Below are 3000 nucleotides of genomic sequence, written 5' to 3' on the forward strand. Positions count from 1 at the left end.
ATTGCTTTGTATATTGTTTCTGCCGTTATTTGGCGGGAGAGGCTTGAGGCGGCCTGGAGGGCATTAATCGCCCTCCTCAAGTCACTCCCACTCACCTCCCACAAGGCATCCAACGCATCCCCCCCAATGGAGACCCCCTCCATCGAGGCAATACTCCTCAACCTATCAATAACCGCCTCCCTAGGTAGGGGGGTGAACCTAATAACGGCGCACCTGGACTGAATGGGCTCAATTATCCTGGAAACGTAATTCGCTATCAGTATGAACCTAGCGGTGGAGCTGTGGACCTCCATCATCCTCCTAAGGGCCTGCTGAGCGTCCCCAGTCATGTTATCCGCCTCATCCATGATGACTAGGCGGAAGGGGGCGCCCCCGCTTGGAACGCTCCTAGCGAATTCCCTAACCCTCTCCCTAACCACCTGGAGGCCCCTCTCATCGCTCGCGTTCAGCTCCAGCACGTTGCTCCTCCACTCCTCCCCGTAAAGCTCATGGGCGAGGGCGAGGGCTGCCGTTGTCTTCCCGGTGCCCGGGGGGCCGTGGAGGAGTAGGTGGGGAATGTTGGGGAGCATCCTCCTAAGCGCCTCCCTAGCAGCCTCCTGATCAATCATGTCCCCAAGCCTCACAGGCCTATACTTCTCAACCCAAAGCAAATCCTTATTCTCCACACGTATAATTCAGTAGGCTTAATAAAAGCGTTTCCACTGCTTTCAAGCAACAATGTTGATTTCTCCTCATTATTTTCCCCCACCGAAATATGCCGACTCAATTGGTAAATGAATAAAAGGGGGGTGACAGTGAGCGGTTGATCATGAGTAAATCGATAATAATCATGGCGGGGATAATAATTATCGTGATTGGAATAGTTCTCTTATTAAGCAATTCATCTCCCCTTAATAGATTCATGACGGGCAGCTTTACCGTTGATTATAATGGTTATATATATGTCCCTAGACTGGGAATTAACCAGAGCTTTAATGCTATTTATGGGCAGGGCACGGTAAAGCATGGATTCATGTTGGTGAATAATGATTTCGGCCTCGCGTGGAGCTATAATGGTTCATTGCTTATCTGCCCCTGGACCCGGCTTGGCCGAGTCGGGCAATGCATCGATATTAATGTGGGGAATGGGACCGAGGAAGGCGGTGGGGGATTCTATAGGGAAATAAATGGATTATATTGCTACAGGTATATTGCCTATATCAATAAATCCAGCGCTCTTCCCTCGTTGCCAATGCATCTAAGCATTAGCCGCATCTATAACTTAACCATTATTCCATGCTTGAACCAGAACGGCATTCCCATTGATGTGAACTCAACGCTTAGCATTAAGGTGGAGGAGAGCGGATTATTGAGGATTGATGTGCCCATTACGCTTGAGGTATCGATGCATGCAACTAAGGTAATGGCTGGATTCAATGAGACCCTATATAATGAATTGATTGAGAATCAGTGACCCCGCCCGAGAAGCACTTTGCGATGAGCCGCATTCGACGGCAAGTAAAGGAAAAGCATTTGAAGCACTGAATAGGGTTGCTGCATCATGGAGAAATTCGATGAGGTCTCCGGCATTAGGTTTAGATACATAGAGGCTGGGTCAAGCGGGGATCCTGCCGTATTGGTTCATGGATTCAACTTCGACTCAAATGCGTGGATGACCGCTGGAGTGATTGATTTCCTATCCCGGAATCATAGGGTCTACGCCATTGATATGCCGTATGGGCCGCGATCAAAGACGACGCACATAAATGGCGATATAGATGATTACGCCGATTTCCTGCGCGACGCATTAAGGAGGATTGGGGCCGTGAGGCCTATATTAATGGGGGCATCAATTGGGGGAGCCACTGTTCTTCGCTACCTGGAGAAGGGGTATGACGCTAAGTGCGGCATAGTTGTTGGGCCTGTCTCGGTTGATAGAATTAACCTAGATTACATAACGGTACCGGTTCTAGGCATATGGGGCGAGCGCGATAATGTGTCCAGCCCATCTAATAAGGAGCTCCTCGGCAAGAAGTTTAAGGTAGTTACTATAAGTGGGGCAGGGCACCCGGCTTACTTGGATAAGCCAAGGGAATTCATCTCTGCAATAGCTGATTTCCTGCTTAATTGCTAGCAGGGGCATTGACCACCATCAACTGGAATAACGTGGCCCGTGATGAAGCCGGCGTCATCGCTTAATAGAAATGCTATTGCCTTGGCTGCATCCTCTGGGGCCCCGAGCCTCTTCATTGGTATTGATCTCTCTATATTGCTTAACCTCTCCTGGCTAACCCAATTAATCCACTGGGTCCTAATGTTGCCTAACGCCACGGCATTTATCCTAATGCTGGGAAACAACTTCGCCATTGTCTTCGTCAAGGCTATTATCCCAGCCTTAGCGCTGGCGTATGGTATTCCCATTCCATCCTCAGCGCCCTGCAGCGCAGCTATGGATGATACGTTCACTATGGCGCCCTCCCTCATATACTTGAGGCTCTCCCTCATGGATAGGAAGGTGCCTATCAAGTCAACCCTCAACACTGATTCCCAATCCCCTGGAGATAAAGAATAAATATCCTTGTTCCATATATCCCCATCACCGTGGCCCGCATTATTTACCACCCCATCTAATTTACCGGCCTCATCCATTACGTATCTATACATGCTAACTACGTCCCCTTCAATCGATACATCACCACGAACAAGAACTGCCCTGGAGCCAACTAACCCCACTAATTTAGCGGTTTCCTCGGCACCCTCCTCATCACGTGCATAATTAATGAACAACAACGATGCGCCTCTCCTAGCGCATTCCACGGCCACTGCCCTGCCTATTCCCCTCGATGCGCCGGTCACTAGAATAACTTTTCCAGCAAGCATCGATAATCCATAGTAATCCATATTTAAATGATTTTCATGGAGTAATCCCCAACCCCGGTAATGGGATGCATCAAAGACCACTGATCCCCTTCCGTAATAGACTGGGATCGCTTCATGATGTGAATGGGATGCTTAATGCCA

The 3000-nt window shown here is 49.2% G+C and carries 3 protein-coding genes and 1 pseudogene; 2 read left to right on the plus strand and 2 right to left on the minus strand.

Annotated elements, in window-relative coordinates; all coding sequences use genetic code 11:
• Window positions 1-665, minus strand: a pseudogene (locus AT710_09515).
• Window positions 666-808: 143 nt separating this feature from the next.
• Here AT710_09515 and AT710_09520 point away from each other — a divergent pair.
• Together AT710_09520 and AT710_09525 are read left to right on the plus strand one after the other, a co-directional pair.
• Window positions 809-1453 (plus strand): hypothetical protein, encoded by a 645-nt coding sequence (locus AT710_09520; protein ID KUO90093.1) that lies wholly within the window; start codon window positions 809-811, stop codon window positions 1451-1453.
• A gap of 87 nt (window positions 1454-1540) precedes the next feature.
• Entirely contained in the window at window positions 1541-2113 is a 573-nt protein-coding gene (locus AT710_09525; GenBank protein KUO90094.1) for a hypothetical protein, read from the plus strand.
• On the opposite strand, the gene AT710_09530 is transcribed toward AT710_09525, so the two are convergent.
• Window positions 2110-2859 (minus strand): hypothetical protein, encoded by a 750-nt coding sequence (locus tag AT710_09530; protein KUO90095.1) that lies wholly within the window; start codon window positions 2857-2859, stop codon window positions 2110-2112. The two genes, AT710_09525 and AT710_09530, sit on opposite strands and share 4 nt — an antisense overlap.
• Between the last annotated feature and the right edge of the window lie 141 nt (window positions 2860-3000).

Source organism: Thermocladium sp. ECH_B, from assembly GCA_001516585.1.
Classification (GTDB): domain Archaea; phylum Thermoproteota; class Thermoprotei; order Thermoproteales; family Thermocladiaceae; genus Thermocladium.

Coding starts and splice junctions, on each gene's coding strand:
- AT710_09520 (KUO90093.1), top strand. CDS start 809: ATGAGTAAATCGATAATAATCATGGCGGGGATAATAATTATCGTGATT.
- AT710_09525 (KUO90094.1), top strand. CDS start 1,541: ATGGAGAAATTCGATGAGGTCTCCGGCATTAGGTTTAGATACATAGAG.
- AT710_09530 (KUO90095.1), bottom strand. CDS start 2,859: ATGCTTGCTGGAAAAGTTATTCTAGTGACCGGCGCATCGAGGGGAATA.